The sequence below is a fragment of the Ectopseudomonas khazarica genome (assembly GCF_004521985.1).
In the GTDB taxonomy this organism is placed as follows: domain Bacteria; phylum Pseudomonadota; class Gammaproteobacteria; order Pseudomonadales; family Pseudomonadaceae; genus Aquipseudomonas; species Aquipseudomonas khazarica.
The window spans coordinates 25,683-47,200 of sequence record NZ_SBHZ01000014.1 but is presented as its reverse complement, the minus strand read 5'-3'; the positions used below and the strand labels follow the sequence as shown (position 1 = coordinate 47,200).

Below are 21,518 nucleotides of genomic sequence, written 5' to 3'. Positions count from 1 at the left end.
CGGGACGCACGCGCGAGGCAGCGCCGCCTCTTCACTGATCAGGCGGCCTGCTCGACCCGGTTGCGGCCAGCACCCTTGGCACGATACAGCGCCTGGTCGGCGCGCTCGAAAGTGGTCTCGGCCGATTCACCATCGCGGAACTCGGCGATGCCGGCGGAGAGGGTGATGGTCACCGGCTCGCCCTTGAAGTGGAACGGGCAGGCCTCGACCGCGCTGCGCAGGGTTTCGAGCAGCTGCAAGCCACCCTCCAGCGGCGTCGCCGGTACCAGCAGGACGAACTCCTCGCCGCCGAAGCGCGCGATGAAGTCGGTCTTGCGCAAGCGCCTGTTCAACTCACCGGCGATGATCTTCAGCACCCGATCCCCGGCCAGATGGCCGTAGCCATCGTTGATCCGCTTGAAGTGATCGATGTCCAGTACTGCCATCAGCAACTGGCCGCCATAGCGCTGGCGACGGGCGACTTCCAGCTCGAGACGCTCGCTCCAGGCGGCGCGGTTGGGCAAGCCGGTCAGGGGATCGAGCAGAGACTTCTGCCGCTGTTCCTCGATGTGCGCACGGAACTGCTGCGCCTCGCTCTCCATTTCCGCGACACGCTTGACCAGGCCCTGCAAGCGCTCGGCGACATCGTCCTCGGCGCTGTCGCGCTGGCGCTGATGGTTGCTGACGCTCTGCAGCAGACCTTCCAGGCGCTGTTCCAGCGCCTGCTTGAGCGCGTCCAGGTCGACCGCTTCCTGCACGCTGTTCTGCAGGTCGGTGACCTGATCCTGCAACTGCTGGTTGAAGTTGCGCGCGCTCTGCGCCGAAGCGCCGTAGCCCTCGTGCGCCTCGCTCAGGGTCTGAATGAAGGCCGCCAGGCGCTCGTTGAGCTGCTTCAGGTAGCCGGCGAACTCGCGCTGGCCGCCGTTGTTGATCGCCAGCAGCAGCACCGCCAGGTCGTCCAGTACCGGCACCAGCTCGTACCAGTTGAGATTGCCCTCCAGGCGCTCGCGCAAGGCTTCGCCCTGCGGCAGGTGGCTGGCCGGCAGGTCCAGCTCGTCGAGCAGGTTGCGCAGGCTGTTGGCGATATGCGGCGCCACGGCGCTGTAGCCCGGCTCGCTGCTGGGCAGGGAGAACGGGCCATCACCCTCGTCATCCAGCGGGACCAGGCCAGGCGGTACCGGCAGGCTGTCGAGTACCGCCGGCACCTCGGCGGCCTCCTGACGCACCGGCGCCGCACCGGCAGCGGCCTCGGCGACAGGTGCAGGTGCAGGTGCAGGTGCAGGTGCAGGTGCAGGTGCAGGTGCAGGTGCAGGTGCAGGAATTGACGCAGGCGCAGGCGCGGCCGGCAAGGGCTCGTCGACAGGCAGCGTCGGCGCGGCGGGCTCTGCCGCTGGCGGCACATCGGCGGCGGGTGCGGGCGCCGGTGTCACGGGCGCGTCGCTGGCACTCTCGTTGCGCGAGCCGAACAGGCGCTGCAGCAAACCGGGTTGGTCCTGCGCAGGTGCCTGCTGCACGGCCAGCGCCTGCGCCTGCAGATTGCTCAACTGGCTGAGCAGGGCCGGCAGCAGGTACTGATGGCTGGCCGCCTCGTCCAGCTGTTTGCCCAGCGCCTTGAGCGCCTTGCGCACCTCGCGGGGCGGCTCCAGGTCCTGTAACTGCGTGACCAGGCGCGCCAGCGCAGTGGCCGCCTCCGCAGCGCGCTTCTGACGGCGCTGCTCGGATTCCAGCACGGCCTTTTCCAGACGTGGGATCAGGCCACCCAGTGCCGCGTCCATGTCATCGCGCCGCAGGATATCGCGCATCTCCTGCATGCACTGATCGACCGCCTTGTCGGCGCCCTCGGCAGCCAGACTGCTGCGCACCAGCCCCCGGCGCAGCAGATCCAGGCGCAACTCCCAGCGGCGCTCGAGCTTTTCGTGGCGCTCCAGGCTACTCAGGTATTTGTCTTTCCAGCGTTGCGCGTCTTCGCTCATACGGCTCACTCGGCAGATGGCGTCTTCAGCATAGGCAGTTGCCCCGTATTCTGGGCCTGCGGCAGGCGGATTTCCACGGCCACGGGCAGGTGATCGGAAATCGGCTGGCTGAGGACATCGACGCGACCCAGCTCCAGTTCGGGGCTGAGCAGGATATGGTCGAGGCAACGCTGCGGGCGCCAGCTGGGGAAGGTCGCCTGCGCCTGCGGCGCGACCAGCCCGAGGTCGCGCAAGGGGGAGTTTTCCAGCAGGTCGACGGCATGGGTGTTCATGTCCCCCATCAGCACCAGGTGGCGGAACTCGCTGACCCGTTCGCGGATATAGGCCAGCTGCCGGACGCGGGTTCGCGCGCCCAGCGCCAGGTGCATCATGACCACGCCGAGCGCCTGCTCACCCTCGCCCAGGCGCAGGAAGATGGCGCCCCTACCCGGCGGCCCCGGCAGCGGATGATCCTCCAGCAGCGTCGGCCGCAGACGACTGAGCACCCCGTTGCTGTGCTGGGCGAGGCGGCCGAGATTGCGATTGAGCTGTTGGTACCAATAGGGGAAGGCGCCTTGCTGGGCCAGGTACTCGACCTGATTGACGTAGCCGGAACGCAGGCTGCCGCCGTCGACTTCCTGCAAGGCCACCAGATCGAAATCGGCGAGCAGATCACCGATGCGCTGCAGGTTGCCGGCGCGCCCCGCGTGAGGCAACAGGTGCTGCCAGCCACGGGTGAGGTAATGATGGTAACGCTGGGTATTGATGCCGACCTGGACGTTGAAACTGAGCAGGCGCAACAGGCCGTCGGCTGGCCAGTCGCCCTGTGGCGAACACTGCGGGTTGACCTGTGGATCGCACAGGCCAACCGTACGTGTCTGTCGCCAGCGGCGCAGCATGTCTTGCGCCTGCGGCCGCTTACAGCGCGGCGCGTTCCTTGGCGATCAGGTAGTCGGCTACACCGAGGGCCTCACGCGGGCCGCCGGAGGAGCCGAGGTCGAAGCGGTACTTGCCGCCGACGATCATCACCGGTACGCCAGTGACCTGGTAAGCCATGGCCAGCTTCTTGGCCTTTTCCATCTGACCTTTGACGGCGAAGGAGTTGAAGGTGCTGAGGAAGGTGTCGCGGTCCACGCCCTGAGTGGCGACGAAGTCGGCGAACTCTTCGGCGGAAGCCAGCTTCTTCTTCTCCTGGTGGATGGCGTTGAACACCGCGTCATGCACCTTGCCCTCGACCTTCATGCTTTCCAGAGTGAGGAAGGCCTGGCCGTGCACGTTCCAGATGCCACCGAACAGCGCCGGGACGCGGACGAAGTTGACATCTTCCGGCAGCTCCTCGACCCAGGGATTGAGGGTCGACTCGAACTGATAGCAGTGCGGGCAGCCATACCAGAACAGCTCGACGACCTCGACCTTGCCCGGTTTGGAGATCGGCACCGGGCTTTTCAGCTCGACGTATTGCTGGCCGGCAACCGGCTCGGCGTGGGCGCTGAGGCCGAAAAGACTGCTGATCGCCAGAGCGGCGCCGAAAATCAGGTTACGCATGGGGGTACTCCTTGGCTGGAAAGCGTCGCCCTGGTGGCGATTCGAGACTATGACTCGCTGGCACCGGGCCGGTTCCGCCCATTGTAGCCACCGCGCCCAATAAAAAGGGCGGCCGCAGCCACCCTTTGTCTTACCAAGTGCAACGGCGGTCTGTCAGTGCAGACCCTGGATGAAGCTGGAAACCGCTTCGATGTCCTTGTTGCTCAGCTTGGCGGCGATGGAACGCATGATCATCGAGTCGCCGTCGTTGGTGCGGTTGCCTTCGCGGAAGTCGGTCAGCTGCTTGGCAACGTACTGCGCGTGCTGGCCACCCAGGTGCGGGAAGGCAGCAGCGGCCAGGCCAGCGCCGTTCGGCGAGTGGCAACCGGTGCAGGCCGGCATGCCTTCTTCCAGCTTGCCGCCACGGAACAGCGCTTCACCACGCTGGACCAGCTTGGGATCGGCAGCACCGACGCTCATCTTCTGGCTGGAGAAGTAGGCAGCGATATCTTCCAGATCCTGGTCGCTGAGGTTGTCCAGCATGCCGGTCATCTCGACCACCTGGCGGTTGCCGGACTTGATGTCGTGCAGCTGCTTGAGCAAGTAACGCTCGCCCTGACCAGCCAGCTTGGGGAAGTTTGGAGCAGGGCTGTTGCCATCAGCGCCATGGCAGGCGCCACAGACAGCGACTTTGCCCTGACCGGCTTCGGCATCGCCAGCAGCCTGCGCCACGCCAGTGAGGCCCAGGGTCAACAGCAGACTCACGAGTACTTTGTTCATCAGCTAATCCAACTACGGCTAAGAGAGAAAAGGGTTATCGGTCGGGTTTACTCATTCGCTCATCAATTTGATGACCGCCTGGTAATCCTCGGCCGTGCAGTCCATGCACAGGCCGCGCGGCGGCATGGCATTCAAACCATTGGTGACGCTCTGCACCAGTGCATCCGTCCCCTTGGCCAGACGCGGCTCCCATGCGGCCTTGTCGCCCTTCTTGGGCGCCGTGGGAATCTGGCCGTTGTGGCAAACACCACAGGCACGGTCATACACAGCTTGCGGATCCTGAGCAGCATAGCCGTTGAAAGACAGCATCAACACGGCAGCTGCAAGCAGCATTTTCTTCATCAGATCAACCTCATCAGGGTAGAGAGCGTTCTGCTTTCTATCGAGCAGAGATGTAATCGCTCCCAGCAATCGGGTTCCTGCGGGTGGGACAAAGCGCACACAAAATCTGCGGCATTATATACTGGCAACGCTGAAACGGAAACGACGCCGCTTGCCGCGCCACCTGGCGTGCGGTAGGTGCGCGGAAATGTCGCAAGCCCTCGAGCGCCTCAATCGCCTCGCGGCAACCACCGGATACCCCCATGCTCCCGAAGAATCCCATCATCGGTCTGTGCCAGCAGGCCAGCTTCCTCATCAGTGCCGCCAAGGTCGATCAGTGCCCCGAGGACAGCGGTCTGGAAGTCGCCTTCGCCGGCCGCTCCAATGCGGGCAAGTCGAGCGCCTTGAACACCCTCACGCATGCCAGCCTGGCGCGCACCTCGAAGACCCCCGGGCGCACCCAGCTGCTCAACTTCTTCAGCCTGGACGAGGAGCGTCGCCTGGTGGACCTGCCCGGATACGGCTACGCCAAGGTGCCGATCCCGCTCAAGCAGCATTGGCAGAAACACCTCGAAGCCTATCTGGGCAGCCGCGAGAGCCTGTGCGGCCTGGTCCTGATGATGGATATCCGCCACCCGCTGACCGAGTTCGACCGCATGATGCTGGACTGGTCGGTGGCCAGCGGCATGCCGCTGCACATCCTGCTGACCAAGGCCGACAAGCTGGCCTTCGGTGCGGCGAAGAACGCACTGCTAAAGGTTCGTCAGGAGATCCGCAAGGAGTGGGGCGAAGGCATCAGCATCCAGCTGTTCTCGGCGCCCAAGCGCATGGGGGTGGAGGAGGCGCAGATGGTGCTGGCCGCCTGGCTGGACCTGCTGCCGGAGGAAGATGAGGAAGGCACTGAGGCCTGAGTCAGCCTGTGGCTAGGGGCACCTGAAGAAGATCGCTCAACGCCCGTTTTGAGTTGGGATGCCTCAAAGAAGCCTCTCCCGCCCTTCGGGAACCCCGGCTTTGGCATCCTCCTGCATCCACGCAGTCGTCTCCCATAGATGGGAGAGGCTCAGCAGAATGCCGCTGGCGGCCGCTTTTTTTCAGACAAAAAAAACCCCGAGCTTCGTATGGGGAGGGAGAAGTTCGGGGTTCAAGGTCTGAACCGCTAGGGCGGGGTCCAGATGTCTGCCAACACTTAACACAACAAAGGAGCATTGAAGGGCTTAACGGCCATTCACGAACTCTGACCTGGCTGTCTGGCGGAAAGTTCATCGCTTTTTTAAAAACCATTTGCAATAAGAAAGCGTCGTTTGATGCCCTGAAACCCATAAGCTAGAGCGGCCGCGGCTTTGCGCCGCGGCACCGGGTATCAATGCGCTTCATCCCAGTTGGCACCGACACCCACTTCGACCAGCAACGGCACATCCAGGTCGGCGGCGTCCCCCATCAGGCTCTGAAGCTTGGCACCGACCTCGTCGACCAGGTCCTCGCGCACCTCCAGCACCAGTTCGTCGTGGACCTGCATGATGATCCGCGCATCCACGCCGCTGTCCTGCAACCAGCCGTCCACCTTGATCATCGCGCGCTTGATGATGTCCGCCGCCGTGCCCTGCATGGGCGCGTTGATCGCCGCCCGCTCGGCCCCCTTGCGCATGGCCTGGTTCTGCGCGTGGATCTCCGGCAGGTACAGACGCCGGCCGAACACGGTCTCCACGTAGCCCTGCTCGGCCGCCTGCGCACGGGTGCGCTCCATGTAGCTGAGCACGCCGGGATAACGGGCGAAGTAACGGTCGATGTAGGCCTGGGCCTCCTTGCGCTCGACGTCGATCTGCTTGGCCAGGCCGAAGGCACTCATGCCATAGATAAGACCGAAGTTGATGGCCTTGGCCTTGCGCCGCTGATCGCTGCTGACCTCGTCCAGCGCCACGCCGAACACCTCGGCCGCGGTGGCCTTGTGCACGTCCAGGTCATTGCGGAAGGCCTCCAGCAGGCCTTCGTCCTTGGCCAGGTGGGCCATGATGCGCAACTCGATCTGCGAGTAGTCCGCCGCCATCGTGCGGTAGCCCTTGGGGGCGACGAACGCCTGGCGGATCCGCCGCCCTTCGGCGGTACGGATCGGGATGTTCTGCAGGTTCGGGTCACTCGAGGACAGGCGCCCGGTCGCCGCCACCGCCTGGTGGTAGCTGGTATGGATGCGCCCGGTACGCGGGTTGATCTGCTCCGGCAACCGGTCGGTGTAGGTGCTCTTGAGCTTGCTCAGGGAGCGGTACTGCATCAGCACCTTGGGCAGTTCGAAGTCCTGCTCGGCCAGCTCGGCGAGCACCGCCTCGGCGGTGGACGGCTGGCCCTTGGCGGTCTTGCTGATCACCGGGTAACCGAGCTTCTCGTAGAGGATCACACCAAGCTGCTTGGGCGAAGCCAGGTTGAACTCCTCGCCGGCGATCTCGAAGGCCTTGCGCTCCAGTTCCACCAGCTTCTCGCCCAGTTCGACGCTCTGCTGACCGAGCAGCCGGGCATCGACCAGCGCACCGTTGCGCTCGATACGCGCCAGCACCGGCACCAGCGGGATCTCGATCTCGCGCAGTACCCTGGCCAGTGACGGCACGGCCTCGAGGCGGCCCCAGAGTTCCTGGTGCAGACGCAGGGTCACATCGGCGTCCTCGGCGGCGTAGGGCCCGGCCTGCTCCAGCGGAATCTGGTCGAAGGTCAGTTGCTTGGCCCCCTTGCCGGCGATGTCCTCGAAGCGGATGGTGCTGTGGTTCAGGTACTTCAGCGCCAGGCTGTCCATGTCGTGACGGGTGGCGGTGGAATCCAGCACGTAGGATTCGAGCATGGTGTCGAACGCCACGCCCTGCACCGCGATCGGCGTACTGGCATTGGCCAGCACATTGATGTCGTACTTGGCATGCTGGCCGACCTTGGCCTTGGCCGGGTCTTCGAGGATCGGCTGCAGCGCCTTGAGCACGGCATCGCGGTCGAGCTGCTGCGGCACGCCCATGTAGCTGTGGGCCAGCGGCACGTAGGCGGCCTCGCCGGCCTTGACCGCGAAGGACAGGCCGACCAGTTGCGCCTGCTGGGCATCGACGCTGGTGGTCTCGCTGTCGAAGGCGATCAGCTCGGCCTGCTCCAGCTTCTTCAGCCAGGCATCGAACTGCGCCTGCTCCAGCACCAGCTGGTAATCCCCGCTGCTCGCCGGCGCGGGCTCGGCAAGCGCCTCGGCAGCGCCAGCGACCGGCTCGGCGAACAGATCACCGGCAGGCGCAGCGGCCTTCGCCGCCAGGCCCTTGTTCTGGCGCAGCAGGTCGTCCAGCCAGTTCTTGAATTCCAGTTCGCCATACAGCTCGACCAGCGCCGCCTGATCCGGCTCGCCCGGATGCAGGTCATCGATGGCGATGTTCAGCGGTACGTCGGTCTTGATGGTCGCCAGCTGATAGGAGAGGTAGGCCATCTCGCGGTGTTCCTCGAGCTTGGCCGGCAGACCCTTGGCGCCGCGAATCGGCAGCGCCGGCACCTTGTCGAGATTGGCGTAGAGCACGTCGAGACCACCACCGATGCCGACCAGCAGGCCGAGCGCGGTTTTCTCGCCGACCCCGGGTACGCCGGGAATGTTGTCCACCTTGTCGCCCATCAGGGCCAGGTAATCGATGATCAGCTCGGGACCGACACCGAATTTCTCCTTTACGCCACCTTCGTCATAGACGCTTCCGGTCATGGTGTTGACCAGCGTAACGTGCGGGCAGACCAGTTGCGCCATGTCCTTGTCGCCGGTAGAGATCACCACGTCGCGCTGTTCACCGGCTGCCTGCCGGGCCAGGGTGCCGATCACGTCGTCGGCTTCCACGCCTTCGACGCACAGCAGCGGCAGGCCCAGGGCACGCACGCTGGCATGCAGCGGCTCGACCTGGACACGCAGCTCGTCCGGCATCGACGGGCGGTTGGCCTTGTACTCGGCGAACAGCTCATCGCGGAAGGTGCCGCCCTTGGCGTCGAAGACCACGGCGAACGGACTGTTCGGGTATTGCTTGCGCAGGCTCTTGAGCATGTTCAACACGCCCTTGACCGCCCCGGTGGGCATGCCCTTGGACGTGGTCAGCGGGGGCAGGGCGTGGAAAGCGCGGTACAGGTACGAGGAACCGTCGACCAGAACGAGGGGAGCTTGGCTCATGCGCGGGATCAACCTTTTCGGCGGGTGCAGCGGTAGAATGGCTGCATCGGTGAATATCAAGGAGCAAGGTTATCATGGGTACATTGAATCGCCTGTTGCTGGTCAGCCTGCTGGCCTGTCTTCCGCTCGCCGCTCACGCCGAGGACCCGGTTTCCGCTGACCCCGACGTAACCATCCGCCAGGACGGCGACCGCACCATCCAGGAATACCGGGTCAATGGCTTCCTCTATGCCATCAAGGTCATTCCGAAGAATGGCAAACCCTATTTTCTCGTGCGCGCCGATGGCAGCGACGGCAATTTCATTCGTTCGGACGATCCGGACATGCTCATCCCGTCATGGGAAATCTTCAGCTGGTAAGGCAATAAAGGTCTGATATGTCGGTATTCACCCCCCTGGAGCGTCATGAGCTCGAAGTCTTCCTGGCGCCCTACGGGCTCGGGCGCTTGCGTGATTTCCAGGGTATTGCGGCGGGCAGCGAAAACAGCAACTTCTTCGTCAGCCTGGAGCAGGGCGAATACGTTCTGACCCTGGTCGAGCGCGGCCCGGTGGCCGACCTGCCGTTCTTCATCGAACTGCTCGACGTCCTGCACGATGCCGGCCTGCCGGTGCCCTACGCCCTGCGTACCCAGGATGGCCTGGCCCTGCGCAGCCTGGCCGAAAAGCCGGCACTGCTGCAGCCGAGGCTGTCCGGCAAGCACGTGCGCGAGGCCAATGCCCACCACTGCCAGGAAGTCGGCCGCCTGCTGGCGAACATTCACCTGGCGACGCGGGCCACTCCCGTCGAACGACGCAGTGATCGCGGGCTGGACTGGATGCTCGCCGAAGGCCCGAGCCAGGCCCTGAAGCTCGACGAGCAGGCGCTGCCTCTGCTGCGTGATGCGCTGCAGGAGATCGCCGAGCTGAAGCCGCGCATCCTCGCCCTGCCACGCGCCAACCTGCATGCCGATCTGTTCCGCGACAACGTGCTGTTCGACGGCAATCACCTGGCGGGCGTGATCGACTTCTACAACGCCTGCTCGGGGCCGATGCTCTACGACCTGGCCATCACCCTGAACGATTGGTGCTCGCACGAAGATGGCAGCCTCGACGGCGCCCGTGCCCGCGCACTGCTCGGCGCCTATGCCGCGCTGCGGCCGTTCACGGCGGCAGAGGCCGAGCTGTGGCCCGCCATGCTGCGCGTGGCCTGCGTGCGCTTCTGGCTGTCACGCCTGATCGCCGCCGAGTCGTTCGCCGGGCAGGAAGTGCTGATTCATGACCCCGGCGAGTTCCAGCGTCGCCTGGCGCAACGCCAACAGGTAGACCTGCCTCTGCCGTTCGCACTGTAGGGTGGGCCACGCTTTACCGGTCCACCGTGGCGTACGCTGCGGTGGATGGAAAGAGCGTCATCCACCCTACGCAGAAACTTGCCGCCAGCGACCGGTTTGCAGAGCGGGCGAGCCGCCAACACCGTAGGGTGGACCACGCTTTACTGATCCACCGTGACAGGCGCTGCGGTGGATGAGAAGAGCGTCATCCACCCTACGCAGGAACTTGCCGCCAGCGACCGGTTTGCAGAGCGGGTGAGCCGCCAACACCGTAGGGTGGACCACGCTTTACTGATCCACCGTGACAGGCGCTGCGGTGGATGAGAAGAGCGTCATCCACCCTACGCAGGAACTTGCCGCCAGCGACCGGTTTGCAGAGCGGGTGAGCCGCCAACACCGTAGGGTGGACCACGCTTTACTGATCCACCGTGACAGGCGCTGCGGTGGATGAGAAGAGCGTCATCCACCCTACGCAGGAACTTGCCGCCAGCGACCGGTTTGCAGAGCGGGTGAGCCGCCAACACCGTAGGGTGGACCACGCTTCACCGGTCCACCGTCGCAGGCGCTGCGGTGGATGAGAAGAGCGTCATCCACCCTACGCAGGAACTTGCCGCCAGCGACCGGTTTGCAGAGCGGGTGAGCCGCCAACACCCGTAGGGTGGACCACGCTTCACCGGTCCACCGTGGCGGGCGCTGCGGTGGATGAGAAGAGCGTCATCCACCCTACGCAGAAACTTGCCGCCAGCGACCGACTTGCAGAGCGGGGGACCGCCAACACCGTAGGGTGGACCAAGCTTCACCGGTCCACCAGGGCAGGCGCTGCGGTGGATGAGAAGAGCGTCATCCACCCTACGCAGGGGTTTGCCGTCAGCTGCCGGAAACCAGTCCCGGCAGTTGCTCGGCCAGCTTGGCGTTGTTGATCGGCGCGCGGATGAAGCCGCGCTGGGTGCCATCCGGGCCGACGATCACCAGGTTACCGCTGTGATCGACGGTGTAGTTTTCCTTGCTGGTGTCGGCCGGGATGTAGGGGATGCTCACCGAATTGGCGAACTTCTGCAGCGTCGCCTCCTCACCGGTCAGCCCTTTGAAACCTGCATCGAAGTAACCCAGGTACTTGCTCAGTTGCTCCGGCGTATCACGGTGCGGGTCGACGCTGACCATCACCACGTTCAGCCGCGCACGGGTTTCTTCCGGCAGCTGGCCCTGCAGCTGGCGCAGCTGGGCGAGGGTGGCCGGGCAGATATCCGGGCAGAAGGTGTAGCCGAAGAACAGCAGGGTCCAGTCGCCCTTGAGCTGATCGACCGCCACGGCCTTGCCGTCCTGGTTGGTCAGGGTCAGCGCCGGCAGGCTGCGAGGCTGTGGCAACAGGACGATGCCGGCATCGAGCAGCGCCGCCGGATCACCCTGGCCCTTGCTGCTGAGCACCTTGTTGACGGTCAGGCCCAGCACCAGGGCCACGATGGCGACAAGAACGAAGACGGTTATGTGAGTACGAGTCATGAAAGCCCTTAGCACGTCGTGAAAGCCAGCTGCGCCGCCACGGCTCGCTAGACGTTCAGCAGCAGGTAGTGATCCGCCAGCAAGGCGATGAACAACAGGAACAGGTACCAGATACTGTACTTGAAGGTGTTGATCGCCGCGTGCGGTTTGCTGTCACGGTACAGCACCCAGGCCCAGTGCAGGAAGCGCCCGCCGAGCAACAGCGCACAACCGAGATAGAGCACCCCGCTCATGTGGATGGCATAGGGCAGCAGGGTCACGGCGAACATCGCCAGGGTGTAGAGGAGGATGTGCACCTTGGTGTAATGCTCGCCGTGGGTCACCGGCAGCATGGGAATGTCGGCCTTGGCGTACTCGGCCTTGCGATGGATGGCCAGGGCCCAGAAGTGCGGCGGCGTCCAGGCGAAGATGATCAGCACCAGCAGCAGTGGTTCGGCGCTCAGGTGCCCGGTCACCGCCACCCAGCCGAGCAGCGGCGGCGCGGCGCCCGCCAGGCCGCCGATGACGATGTTCTGCGGCGTGGCGCGCTTGAGGAACCCGGTATAGATCACCGCGTAGCCAAGCAGGGAGGCCAGGGTCAGCCAGGCGGCCAGCTCGTTGGTGAACAGCAGCAGCAGGCTCATGCCGGCGATGGCCAGCGCCAGGGCGAATGCCAGCGCGGCCACGGGCGAGACGCGCCCCGAGGTCACCGGTCGCTTGTGCGTGCGCGCCATGATCGAGTCGATGCGCCGATCCACCACATGGTTGACCGCCGCCGCCGCCCCGGCGCACAGGCCGATGCCCAGGTTGCCGAACAGCAGCACGGTCCACGGCACTCCGGCGCGGGTGGCGAGGAACATGCCGACCAGGGAAGTGATCAGCATCAGCAGCACCACCCGAGGCTTGGTCAGCTCGAGGTAGTCACGCCAGCTTGCGGAGGCGGCGTGAGCAGTGAGCACGGTAGCCATGGTCATTCTCCTCTTCTTGTCATTTGCCGAGTGCCGGCGCCAGCTTGCTGGCCATCACCCGCTGCACGGCAGGTTCGCCCGCCCTGGCACGCTCGACAGCGCTGCCACGCAGGCGATAGTTGATCAGCACCATCGTCAGCAGCAGGGCCGCGCCGCCGGCGTTGTGCGCCACCGCCACCAGCAGCGGCAGGTGGAAGATCACGTTGCTCAACCCCAGGCTGATCTGCAGCGCCAGCGCGACCAGCAGCAGCCCGGCCAGGCGCGGCAAACCGGCCGCCCGCAGGCGCCAGGCCAGCAACAGCAGCGCCAGCGTGACCAGCAGGGCGCCGATGCGATGGCTCATGTGAATGGCGGTGCGCGCGTCACTGTCGAGCTGGCCACCCAGGTAGTTGGGGCCGATGTGCTGGGTGAGGTGAAAACCCTTGCCGAAGTCCATCGCCGGCCACCACTCGCCGTGGCAGGTGGGCAGGTCGACGCAGGCGACCGCCGCGTAGTTGGAACTGACCCAGCCGCCGAGGACGATCTGCCCGATCACCAGCAGCAGGCAGGCCGCAGCCAGCGCGCGCAGGCCAGCCGGCAACTGCAGCGGTGCGAAACGCCCGGACAGGCGCAACGTCAGCAGGCTCAGCAGACTCAGGGTGGCGAAGCCGCCCAGCAGATGCGCCGTGACCACCTGCGGCCAGAGTTGCAGGGTGACCGTCCACATGCCGAACGCCCCCTGCAGGATCACCAGGGCCAGGATGGCCAGTGGCAGCTTGAGCGGTTGCGTGGCATCGGCGCGGCGGCGGATAGCCTGGGTGGCGATGGCCAGTATCACCAGGCCCAGGGAACCGGCGAAGTAGCGATGGATCATCTCGTACCAGCCCTTGGCCACTTCCACCGGCGCCGCCGGGAAGCGCGCCTCGGCGATGGCCTGCTTGTGCTCGCTCATCGGCACGCCGAGAAACCCGTAGCAGCCCGGCCAGTCCGGGCAGCCCAGGCCGGCGTGGGTGAGCCGGGTGTAGGCCCCGAGCAGGACCACCACCACGGTCAGGAGGGTCGCGAACAGCGCTAGACGATAACCTGGCTTGTGCATGTCTACTCCTTGGGCACTGGACTTGACGCTCTGCCGGCGAAGGCCGGGCGGAGCCTCAACCGATCAGGGAAATCTTCAGCAGGTAGCGCAGGTCATCGAGGATGGCCTTGCCGTCGCTACCGGCGGGGTAGCGCAGCACCAGGTTGCCGTGCGGGTCGACCAGCCACAGCTGGGCGCCGGATGCCGTCCCGCTGGCCTTGTCGTAGGCCTGCGGATCCAGCGGGTAGCGCCCCAGGCGCGGGTACTCGCGCTCGAGCTTGGCCTGGTAGTCGGCGGGCAGCGCCTCGGCCAGGGCCAGCGCATGACTGGCCCGGCCCGTCTCGCGGTTGAGGCCGATCTGGATCTGCCGCGCCAGGTAGACCAGCTGCTGGCAGTCGGCGTCGCACGCCCCAGGCGCCGTGACCAGGATCTGCCACACCGGCTGCACCTCGCCCTGCACGCCGAGATCGGCCAGGGTGCGGCCATCGCCGATCAGCACGCCGTGGTAGCTGCGTGTCTCCGGCACCCAGAAGCGCCATTTGTACATGGCGCTGGCGAGCAGCATCGGGCCGATGACGATGGCCAGAATCAGCAACAGCTGCAGGCGGCCACGCCCCTTGCGCGGAGCCTCAGGCATGGCGATGGCTGGGTTCATGGCGAATCTCCCGTGCGTTGTGTATTCCGAGATAGATGAACAGGCCGAGCAGTGCCGCAGCCAGGGCGAACCACTGCACGGCATAGCCCACATGCTTGCTGGGGCTCATGGAGACGATCGGCCAGTCGACGCGATAGCTGGCGGGCCCGGGTTCCAGGCGCACCTCGAATGGCAGGCCACCGCGCCCCAGGCGCTGCCACAGGTCGGAGGCCTCGACCTGGGTGATCAGCCGGGGCCAGCCCTCCGTGGCGCCGGACTGCAGGTGCAAGCCGCCCGCAGGTGCCACGTAGACCCAGGCCGTGAGCTGCATGACGCCATCGGGGCTGGCGAACCGGGGCGGCGTGCGCCGGTCCGGCCAGGGCAGCCAGCCACGGTTGAGCAACACCCAGAGCCCGCTGGGCTGGTCGTAGAAGGGTTGCAGCAGTTCCACGCCGGCATGGCCGTCACGAATCCGGTTGTCCAGCAGCAGGCTGTGCTCGCTGTCGAAGTAGCCATGCAGCTGCACGCGCCGATAGGCGGGGTCGCGCAGTGGCTCGAGCTGGTCGAGGCTGATCGGCTCGGCCTGGCGCCGTGCCTCGAAACTGGCCAGCAGCTGGCGCTTCTCGTCACCGCGCTGCAGCTGCCAGAAGCCCAGCCACAACAACCCCGGCAGGAGCAGGGCGACCAGCAGGCTGGGCAGCCAGCCGGGACGGAAGGCGCTCATCGCAACCTGCCGTTGGGCTTGGAGTGGCTGGCTATACTGCACTGCATCAGTCGATTCCCCCGGAGTCCCGCATGCTCAAGGCCGCGATCATCCTCTTGCTGCTGGCCACGCTCACCAGCCTGTTCAGCGGCCTGTTCTTCCTGGTCAAGGACGAAGGCCATGGTTCCCGTGTCCTCGGCGCCCTGGCCCTGCGCGTCGGCCTGACCGCCATCACCGTCGCCCTGATCGCCTGGGGCTTCTATTCAGGGCAACTGGTGTCCCACGTCAGCTGGTAGCGCAACGCCTGCGACGATCCGCAGCGCGTTTCTTGCAGCGTGAAGCGTGTGGCTCGCCGCTGCCTCACAGCACGTAGACGAAGATGAACAGGCCCAGCCAGACCACGTCGACGAAGTGCCAGTACCAGGCGGCGGCCTCGAAACCGAAGTGCTTGTCGGCATCGAAATGCCCGCGCAGGATGCGCACCAGCATGACGGTCAGGATCAGGGTGCCGAGCGTCACGTGGGCGCCGTGGAAACCCGTGAGCATGAAGAAGGTCGCCCCGTAGATGCCCGAGCCCAGCGTCAGGCCCAGCTCGGTGTAGGCTTCGATGTACTCCTCGACCTGGAAGAACAGAAAGCTCAGGCCCAGCACGATGGTGGCCGCCAGCCAGGCCTTGAGCGCCCCCCGGTGATTCTTCTTCAGGGCATGGTGGGCGAAGGTGACGGTGAAGCTGGAAGACACCAGCAGGATGGTGTTGACCAGCGGCAGGTGCCACGGATCGATGACCCCGGTGGGCGGCGGGAACAGCTTGGAGTCGGGGTTCTGCAGCAGGGGCCAGTTGTACTCGAAGCCCTCCCAGAGCATGTTCGACACACCCTTGTCGCCTTCACCGCCCAGCCAGGGCACGGCAAAGGTGCGGATGTAGAACAGCGCGCCGAAGAAGGCGGCGAAGAACATCACCTCGGAGAAGATGAACCAGCTCATGCCCCAGCGGAACGAGCGGTCCATCTGCGCGCTGTACAGGCCACTGCGACTTTCCTTGATGACGTTGCCGAACCAGCCGAACAGCATCCAGGCCAGGATCAGCCCGCCGACGAAGAAGATCAGCGGGCCGTTGGAACTCTCCCGCCCCGCCGACAGGTCGTTGAACCAGGTCCCCACGCCGAAGAAACTCACCAGCAACCCGATACTGGCGACGATGGGCCACTTGCTTTGCGCCGGTACGTAATAGTTTTCGTGACTCGACATTGTTGTTCTCCTTATGGAGTCGCCCGAGCAAGGGTCGCCTGTACCACTGGCGGTTTGCGTTCGGTGATATCGAACAGGGTGTAGCTCAGGGTCAGGTGTTTCACGTCCTGTGGCAGGTCGCGGTCGACGATGAAGCGCACCGGCATCTCGATGCGTTCGCCGGGCTGCAACACCTGCTGGCTGAAGCAGAAACACTCGGTCTTGTGGAAGAAGGCCGCCGCCTTCGAAGGCGAGATGCTGGGAATCGCTTGCGCGGTCATCGGGTGGTCGCTGGGGTTGTAGGCGACGAACAGCATGTCGCGGGTTTCCCCCGGATGAACCAGCAGCTCGTCGGCCTTGGGCGCGAACTCCCAGACCATCTCGGCCGAGTTGGTGGCGAGGAACTGCACGCGCACCTGACGCACCTCATCGATCACCTGCTCGCCCTGATAGGGGCCGGCGGTCTTGCCGTTGATCCCGAACACACGGCACATGGCGTCGTAGAACGGCGGCAGGACGAAGACGCCGAAACAGAACATCACCACCACCACGACCAGCAGGCGGGCGACCAGGCGACGCGTCGCGATGACCTCGCTCACGGCGGACCTCCTACTTCACTTCCGGCGGCGTGCTGAAGGTGTGGTAAGGCGCCGGCGAGGGCACCGTCCACTCCAGCCCTTCAGCGCCATCCCAGGGCTTGGCCGGAGCCGGCTTGCCGCCGCGGATGCACTTGATGACGATGAACAGGAACAGCAGCTGGGTCGCCCCGAACAGGAAGGCGCCGATGCTGGAGACCATGTTGAAGTTGGCGAACATCAGGTTGTAGTCGGGGATGCGCCGCGGCATGCCGGCCAGGCCGACGAAATGCATCGGGAAGAAGGCCAGGTTCATGCCGACGAAGCTCATCCAGAAGTGCAGCTTGCCCAGGGTCTCGTCGTACATGTGGCCGGTCCATTTCGGCAGCCAGAAGTAGGCCGAGGCGAAGATGCCGAAGATCGCACCGGGCACCAGCACGTAGTGGAAGTGGGCCACCACGAAGTAGGTGTCGTGGTACTGGAAGTCCGACGGGGCGATGGCCAGCATCAGCCCGGAGAAACCGCCGATGGTGAACAGGATGACGAAGGCCACCGAGAACAGCATCGGCGTCTCGAAGGTCATCGAGCCCTGCCACATGGTGCTGGCCCAGTTGAACACCTTCACCCCGGTGGGCACGGCGATCAGCATGGTGGCGTACATGAAGAACAGCTCGCCGGTCAGCGGGATGCCGACGGTGAACATGTGGTGCGCCCAGACGATGAACGAGAGGAAGGCGATGGCCGCCGTGGCGTAGACCATCGAGGTGTAGCCGAACAGCGGCTTGCGCGCGAACGCCGGGATGATCGAGCTGACCGCACCGAACGCGGGCAGGATCATGATGTACACCTCGGGGTGGCCGAAGAACCAGAACACATGCTGGAACAGCACCGGGTCACCACCGCCGGCGGCGTTGAAGAAGCTGGTGCCGAAGTGGATGTCCATCAGCATCATGGTCACCACGCCGGCCAGCACCGGCATCACCGCGATGAGCAGGAAGGCGGTGATCAGCCAGGTCCAGACGAACAGCGGCATCTTCATCAGCGTCATGCCGGGCGCACGCAGGTTGAGGATGGTGGCGATCACGTTGATCGCGCCCATGATCGAGCTGATGCCCATCAGGTGGATGGCGAAGATGAAGAAGGTGGTGCTCTCCGGCGCATAGGTGGTCGACAGCGGCGCGTAGAAGGTCCAGCCGAAGTTGGGCCCGCCGCCCTCCATGAACAGGGTGCTGACCAGCAGACCGAAGGCCGCCGGCAGCAACCAGAAGCTGAAGTTGTTCATGCGCGGCAGGGCCATGTCCGGCGCGCCGATCATCAGCGGGATCATCCAGTTGGCCAGGCCGACGAAGGCCGGCATCACCGCGCCGAAGACCATGATCAGGCCGTGCATGGTGGTCATCTGGTTGAAGAACTCCGGCTGCACGATCTGCAGGCCCGGCTGGAACAGCTCGGCACGGATGACCATGGCCATCGAGCCGCCGAGCAGGAAGGCGCAGAAGCTGAACCACAGGTACATCGTGCCGATGTCCTTGTGGTTGGTGGTCAGCACCCAGCGCATCAGGCCCTTGGCCGGGCCATGGTGGTGGTCAGTATGACCGTGGTCGATCACTGCACTCATGTCCTTACTCCTGCGCCTTGGAGAAATCGAGGATGTCCTTGGGCGTGACCATGTCACCGACATTGTTGCCCCAGGCATTGCGCTCGTAGGTGATGATGGCGGCCAGGTCGACCGGCGACAGCTGCTTGCCGAACGCCGCCATGGAAGTCCCAGGTCTGCCATGGAAGACGATGTCGATATGGCCTTCGGCCGGCCCGGTGGCGACGGGCGAACCCTTGAGTGCCGGGAACATCGGCGGCAGGCCTTCACCGGTGGGCTGGTGGCAGGCGGCGCAGGTGGTGTTGTAGGCCTTCTCGCCACGCGCCATCAGCTCTTCCATGGTCCACTCCTTGCTGGTCAGCTCGCGCTCGGCAGCGGCCGCCTGCTTGCGCTCGGCCAGCCAGGCGGCGAAGTCCTCCTTGGACTTGGCCTCGACCACCACGGGCATGAAGCCGTGATCCTTGCCGCACAGCTCGGTGCACTGGCCACGGTAGATGCCGGGCTCCTCGATGCGGGTCCAGGATTCGTTGATGAAGCCGGGAATGGCATCCTTCTTCACCGCCAGTGCCGGCACCCACCAGGAATGGATCACGTCGGCCGCGGTGATGAGGAAGCGCACCTTGGTGCCCACCGGCACCACCAGCGGCTCGTCCACCTCCAGCAGGTAGTGTTCGCCCTTGTCTTCGCGGTTGGTGATCTGCGTGCGCGGCGTGGCCAGGTTGCTGAAGAACTCGACATCCTGGCCCAGGTACTTGTAGTGCCACTTCCACTGGTAGCCGGTGATCTGGATGTCCAGCTCGGACTCGGACGAGTCGTAGATGTCGATCAGCGTCTTGGTCGCGGGAATCGCCATCGCCACCAGGATGAACAGTGGCACCACGGTCCAGAGAATCTCGACGGTGGTACTTTCATGGAAGTGCGCGGGCTCCTGGCCGGTGGAGCGGCGGTGCAGGATCATCGACCAGAACATGGCACCGAACACCAGGATGCCGATCACCACACAGATCCAGAAGATGGTCATGTGCAGGTCGAAGACGGAACGGCTGACCTCGGTGACACCGGGCGCCATGTTGACCGTCCACTGGGCGTGCGCCGAGCCCAATGCCAGCCACAGCAGGAGGCCCATCCAGACTCGTGGATGTCGCATCATTGCGGGTTCCCCTTGATTGTTCTTGTTATCCCGCCGGCTGAGCCTGCGGCTAAGGGATCGACTGCCATCGACGAGATCGCGCCTGGCTCACTGCCTGGGCTGCCCCGCCTGACTGCTGGCAACTGCTGTCAAAACCTTTCCGTGCCTGAGCCCGTCCGGTTCCATCAGGTACTGCCTTTCGAAATCGAGTATAGACGGCGACTTTCAGCCCGCAATGTGCCGGAAAGGCCCTCCATGCCCTCCCGACGCCGATGCTGAAGAGCGCGCCCGGCGCGGGTTGTAGCGTTTCTGATACAGGTAGATATAGCGGACTCGCATAAGTATGAAAAAGTTATGACAATCGCGTCTTAGCCCGCGAATTACGCCGGCTAAGGTTCACGTCCATGTCCTGAATTCGTAGGAGCAGTCATGAACACCGCCTCCCTTCGCCAACTGATCGCACAGGCCCGCCAGCAGGAAGCCGGCGAGCAGACCCTCGCCCGCTTCCTCCAGACGCAGCTGGAACGCCTGCATCCCTCCATCCGCCTGCCCGAAGACAATGCATCGGGGGCGCTGAGCGCTTTCGTCATCGCCTATATCGAAGAGGTGCCGGACGTCCTCGACGCGGCCGCCGACGTGGCCCGCGAAGCCGGGATCGAGGCGGCGGTGAAACCGGTGCTGAAGATCGCCGAGCAGTTCTTCCTGCAGCCGCCGACGCTGGTGGCGGGGCACGAAGGGCTCGAAGGCCTGCTCGACGAGGCCTACCTGGCGCATCGCCTGGTGGAAGAGGTCAACGACCGCTACATCGCCCACCTCGGGCAGCCGTTGATCCCGCTGGATACCACCCGCGCCAACCTGATCGCCCACCAGTTGATCGGCGAGCCGTTCGCCAACCAGCTGGACGAAGCGGTGCACCATGCCCTGGCCGGCATGCTCGACGACAGCAGCTTCGACCAGCCGTCCGTGCAGGCCTACCGCGAGCGCCTGGCGGCGCCGAATACCGCGTCGGCCTGGCAGCGCTGGCCCTGCCTGTCGCAACAGCTGGGGGTGGAGCTGCAGCTCACGGCGTGATCAGCAGCAGGATCAGCGACAGGGTGAGCAGCGAGCCCAGGGTCGAGAACAGGATCGCCCGCGACACCAGCCCGGCCTCGCGGTCGTAGTACTCGGCCAGCATGAAGGGGCCGGTGCCGGTTGGCAGCGCGCTGAGCAGCAGCGCAGCGTGTGCCCAGAAGGGTGGCAGGTCGAGCAGGACGAAGGCGATGAACCAGGTCACCAGCGGCTGCAACACCAGCTTGAGGCCTACCAGAGGCCAGGCCCCGGCGCCCGAGCCGCTTTGCCGCTGCGCCAGGAACAGGCCCAGCGAGACCAGGGCGCAAGGCACGGTGGCGGCCCCCAGCAGGCGCAGGAATTCGTCCAGCGCCGCGGGCAGCTGAGCGCCGCCCAGGGCCCAGGCGGCGCCGAGCAGCGGCGCCACCACCAGCGGGTTCTTCAGCAGCGCGGCGAACACCTGGAGGATCGCCCCGGCCAGCCCCTTCTTGCTCTGCAACCCCACCTCGATGCACACCACCGCCAGGCCGAACAGCACGCAGACCACCATCAGCGAGGCGATCAACGCCGGCGCCATGCCGTCGTCGCCGAGCACCAGCACGCACAGCGGAATGCCGATGTAGCCGGTGTTGGCGTAGCCGGCGCTGAGGCCATCGATACTGGCGTCGACCAGGCTGCCCGTGGCTTTCCAGCGATACGCCAGGGTGATCAGGAACACCGCCAGCATGCCGCCGGTGAACGCGAGCAGGAAACCCGGCTGCCAGATATGCGCCCAGTCGGCCTTGGCCGTGAGGCTGAACAGCAATGCCGGCAGGCCGAGCCAGACCACGAAGCGGTTCATCTCAGAGGCGGCGGTCGGTCCCAGGCGGTTGGTACGTCGGCAGATGTAGCCGATCAGGATCAGGCCGAAGATCGGCAACAGGACATTGAGAACGGTGGACATCGTACTGCGCCAGCGAAAGGGGAGACCGAGACTAGGGGCCCGCGCCTGCCAGAGCAAGCCGTCGTCTGTGATTCCACCTCGTCCGCCGGCGTCTAGGATTGACATGCCGGGGCAACCCGGCGCCGCCGCGAGCCAGCCCAAAGT

Annotated in this window: 21 protein-coding genes; 5 read left to right on the top strand and 16 right to left on the bottom strand. The window is 65.1% G+C overall.

Annotation, left to right across the window (positions count from 1 at the left end; translation table 11 throughout):
* Nucleotides 1-38 precede the first annotated feature (38 nt).
* From EPK82_RS18055 to EPK82_RS18035, 5 genes are all read right to left on the bottom strand, one after another.
* On the bottom strand, nt 39-1,952 hold the full coding sequence (locus EPK82_RS18055; protein WP_134677566.1) for a GGDEF domain-containing protein: 1,914 nt from the start codon (nt 1,950-1,952) through the stop codon (nt 39-41).
* A 5-nt stretch (nt 1,953-1,957) separates the two neighbouring features.
* Nucleotides 1,958-2,830: an endonuclease/exonuclease/phosphatase family protein gene (locus EPK82_RS18050; protein ID WP_134677565.1), complete on the bottom strand. Its 873-nt coding sequence runs from the start codon at nt 2,828-2,830 to the stop codon at nt 1,958-1,960.
* A 19-nt stretch (nt 2,831-2,849) separates the two neighbouring features.
* Nucleotides 2,850-3,476, bottom strand: coding sequence for a thiol:disulfide interchange protein DsbA/DsbL (locus EPK82_RS18045; RefSeq protein ID WP_134677564.1), 627 nt, complete (start codon nt 3,474-3,476; stop codon nt 2,850-2,852).
* Nucleotides 3,477-3,629: 153 nt separating this feature from the next.
* On the bottom strand, nt 3,630-4,235 hold the full coding sequence (locus EPK82_RS18040) for a c-type cytochrome (RefSeq protein WP_037053950.1): 606 nt from the start codon (nt 4,233-4,235) through the stop codon (nt 3,630-3,632).
* 51 nt (nt 4,236-4,286) lie between these two features.
* Nucleotides 4,287-4,577, bottom strand: coding sequence for a c-type cytochrome (locus EPK82_RS18035; protein ID WP_037053953.1), 291 nt, complete (start codon nt 4,575-4,577; stop codon nt 4,287-4,289).
* 242 nt (nt 4,578-4,819) lie between these two features.
* Here EPK82_RS18035 and yihA point away from each other — a divergent pair, with 242 nt between their 5' ends.
* Nucleotides 4,820-5,467 carry a ribosome biogenesis GTP-binding protein YihA/YsxC gene (gene yihA, locus EPK82_RS18030; protein WP_047584511.1) on the top strand — a complete coding sequence of 216 codons (648 nt, stop codon included), beginning with the start codon at nt 4,820-4,822 and terminating at the stop codon, nt 5,465-5,467.
* A 449-nt stretch (nt 5,468-5,916) separates the two neighbouring features.
* Here the strand turns inward: yihA and polA are convergent, their stop codons facing one another.
* On the bottom strand, nt 5,917-8,712 hold the full coding sequence (polA, locus tag EPK82_RS18025) for a DNA polymerase I (RefSeq protein WP_134677563.1): 2,796 nt from the start codon (nt 8,710-8,712) through the stop codon (nt 5,917-5,919).
* A gap of 74 nt (nt 8,713-8,786) precedes the next feature.
* On the opposite strand from polA, the gene EPK82_RS18020 reads away from it, so the two are divergent.
* Both EPK82_RS18020 and EPK82_RS18015 read left to right on the top strand, forming a co-directional pair.
* Nucleotides 8,787-9,071, top strand: a complete 285-nt coding sequence (locus tag EPK82_RS18020) for a DUF2782 domain-containing protein (RefSeq protein ID WP_037053961.1) — start codon at nt 8,787-8,789, stop codon at nt 9,069-9,071.
* 17 nt (nt 9,072-9,088) lie between these two features.
* Entirely contained in the window at nt 9,089-10,039 is a 951-nt protein-coding gene (locus tag EPK82_RS18015; protein WP_037053963.1) for a homoserine kinase, read from the top strand.
* 846 nt (nt 10,040-10,885) lie between these two features.
* Here the strand turns inward: EPK82_RS18015 and EPK82_RS18010 are convergent.
* From EPK82_RS18010 to EPK82_RS17990, 5 genes are read right to left on the bottom strand one after another with little or no spacing between them, the layout of a single operon-like run.
* The gene (locus EPK82_RS18010) at nt 10,886-11,518 is read right to left on the bottom strand and encodes an SCO family protein (RefSeq protein WP_037053965.1); all 633 of its coding nucleotides are present in this window, start codon (nt 11,516-11,518) and stop codon (nt 10,886-10,888) included.
* Nucleotides 11,519-11,565: 47 nt separating this feature from the next.
* Complete coding sequence (gene cyoE, locus EPK82_RS18005; protein ID WP_037054061.1) at nt 11,566-12,465, bottom strand: heme o synthase; 900 nt, start codon at nt 12,463-12,465, stop codon at nt 11,566-11,568.
* A 19-nt stretch (nt 12,466-12,484) separates the two neighbouring features.
* The gene (locus tag EPK82_RS18000; protein ID WP_134677562.1) at nt 12,485-13,540 is read right to left on the bottom strand and encodes a COX15/CtaA family protein; all 1,056 of its coding nucleotides are present in this window, start codon (nt 13,538-13,540) and stop codon (nt 12,485-12,487) included.
* A gap of 55 nt (nt 13,541-13,595) precedes the next feature.
* The gene (locus EPK82_RS17995; RefSeq protein ID WP_134677561.1) at nt 13,596-14,174 is read right to left on the bottom strand and encodes a hypothetical protein; all 579 of its coding nucleotides are present in this window, start codon (nt 14,172-14,174) and stop codon (nt 13,596-13,598) included.
* Nucleotides 14,149-14,877: an SURF1 family protein gene (locus tag EPK82_RS17990; protein ID WP_134677560.1), complete on the bottom strand. Its 729-nt coding sequence runs from the start codon at nt 14,875-14,877 to the stop codon at nt 14,149-14,151. The genes EPK82_RS17995 and EPK82_RS17990 overlap by 26 nt, the downstream gene beginning before the upstream one ends.
* 71 nt (nt 14,878-14,948) lie before the next feature.
* Here EPK82_RS17990 and EPK82_RS17985 point away from each other — a divergent pair, with 71 nt between their 5' ends.
* Complete coding sequence (locus EPK82_RS17985) at nt 14,949-15,152, top strand: twin transmembrane helix small protein (RefSeq protein ID WP_134677559.1); 204 nt, start codon at nt 14,949-14,951, stop codon at nt 15,150-15,152.
* Between the two features lie 64 nt (nt 15,153-15,216).
* Here the strand turns inward: EPK82_RS17985 and EPK82_RS17980 are convergent, their stop codons facing one another.
* From EPK82_RS17980 to coxB, 4 genes are read right to left on the bottom strand one after another with little or no spacing between them, the layout of a single operon-like run.
* The gene (locus tag EPK82_RS17980; RefSeq protein WP_134677558.1) at nt 15,217-16,104 is read right to left on the bottom strand and encodes a cytochrome c oxidase subunit 3; all 888 of its coding nucleotides are present in this window, start codon (nt 16,102-16,104) and stop codon (nt 15,217-15,219) included.
* An 11-nt stretch (nt 16,105-16,115) separates the two neighbouring features.
* Nucleotides 16,116-16,682 carry a cytochrome c oxidase assembly protein gene (locus tag EPK82_RS17975; RefSeq protein ID WP_047592768.1) on the bottom strand — a complete coding sequence of 189 codons (567 nt, stop codon included), beginning with the start codon at nt 16,680-16,682 and terminating at the stop codon, nt 16,116-16,118.
* A 10-nt stretch (nt 16,683-16,692) separates the two neighbouring features.
* Nucleotides 16,693-18,276, bottom strand: a complete 1,584-nt coding sequence (gene ctaD / locus EPK82_RS17970; RefSeq protein ID WP_047592770.1) for a cytochrome c oxidase subunit I — start codon at nt 18,274-18,276, stop codon at nt 16,693-16,695.
* Nucleotides 18,277-18,280: 4 nt separating this feature from the next.
* Nucleotides 18,281-19,405, bottom strand: coding sequence for a cytochrome c oxidase subunit II (coxB, locus tag EPK82_RS17965; RefSeq protein ID WP_134677557.1), 1,125 nt, complete (start codon nt 19,403-19,405; stop codon nt 18,281-18,283).
* A 408-nt stretch (nt 19,406-19,813) separates the two neighbouring features.
* On the opposite strand from coxB, the gene EPK82_RS17960 reads away from it, so the two are divergent.
* A complete protein-coding gene (locus EPK82_RS17960) occupies nt 19,814-20,455 on the top strand; it encodes a hypothetical protein (RefSeq protein WP_134677556.1) in 642 nt (213 codons plus the stop codon).
* Here EPK82_RS17960 and EPK82_RS17955 read toward each other — a convergent pair.
* On the bottom strand, nt 20,445-21,374 hold the full coding sequence (locus EPK82_RS17955; protein WP_037053991.1) for an AEC family transporter: 930 nt from the start codon (nt 21,372-21,374) through the stop codon (nt 20,445-20,447). The two genes, EPK82_RS17960 and EPK82_RS17955, sit on opposite strands and share 11 nt — an antisense overlap.
* Between the last annotated feature and the right edge of the window lie 144 nt (nt 21,375-21,518).